A 1,232-nucleotide genomic window follows, 5' to 3' on the forward strand; every position below is an offset into this window, starting at 1 on the left:
GGAAAAAGTTTTAAATAATTAAACTAAACCCTTAATGGGTTTAGTTTGAGTGATATAAGATTTAAGTGTTAATTGGTAAGCTGGGGTTGGTGATTTTGATTGGATGTGATTGTTATTTTTTATAATTTTTTTATTAAAAAATAGTTTTTTTATATTTAAATAATGCATTTTTTTATTAAAAATAATACAAGATAATTTTTCCCTTAAAATTTACAATTTTTAAACAAGGATAATTCATTATGAAAAACATTACAAGAAGTTTAACGGGAAAATTAACTTTTTTTGTTTTTTTAGCAATTATAGCTATTTTATTTATAGCAAATGCATTTAATTATGCCGAAGTAAAGCATGATGTTCAAAAACTCATCAATGATATACAAGTTAAAACAATGCAAGATGTTTTAAAGAATTTTGATGACTACACTGCTTCAAGAAGCGATGCTATTAGATCTGTCGCCTCTGAATTGCAAAAAAATCCTAATGCGAGTTTAGAAGAAATTTACACTATGGTTAAAGTTGCAAAAGAAGCTAGTCGTTTTGATGTGCTATATGTAGGACTTGCACACAATGGTGCAATGATTAGATCAAATGGAAACCATCAAATGCCATCTGATAGCTATGATCCTAGAACAAGAAGTTGGTACACAAGTGTTGCTTCTGGAGAAAACAAAGTTGTAATATCAAAGCCTTATATTGCCCCTAGCTTAAAAGCTCCTTCTTTATCTTTTTCATATCCTATAGTTGTTAATGGTAAATTTATAGGTGCAGTAGGTGGAAATTATGATTTAAATACTTTTTCAGATAATGTATTATCAATGGGAAGGTCACAAAGCGGATATACTGTGGTTTTAGATAATGATGGAACTATACTTTTTCATGAATCTTCTGAGGCATTATTAACAAAAAATGAATTAAGTCAAAATATAGTAAAATCATATCTTTCAACACCTGAAGGAAAATCAGGACTTCTTTCAAGCTCACCAATGTTAATTGAAGATGGAAATGCTCCTCGCAAGGCTGTGATTTGTCAGAAATCTTCAACAGGATACAATGTTTGTGTGATTGCAGATGAAAAAATCTATAAAGACCCGGTAAATAAAGCTTTAATACAACAAATCATTATTGGTGTTATAAGCTTGGTAATTGCTCTTGTAATTATAAGATTTATGATTAATTATAATCTTTCTCCACTTCAAAAAATCCAAACCGGCCTTAACTCTTTCTTTGACTTT

General features: G+C 29.1%; 1 protein-coding gene. It reads left to right on the top strand.

The window, feature by feature from the left end:
- Window positions 1-239: 239 nt before the first annotated feature.
- The coding region (locus L8X28_RS08265) for a cache domain-containing protein (protein WP_263666053.1) at window positions 240-1,232 on the top strand (993 nt) is incomplete at its 3' end.

The organism is Campylobacter sp. CNRCH_2016_0050h (genome assembly GCF_025772605.1).
Classification (GTDB): Bacteria; Campylobacterota; Campylobacteria; order Campylobacterales; family Campylobacteraceae; genus Campylobacter_D; species Campylobacter_D lari_D.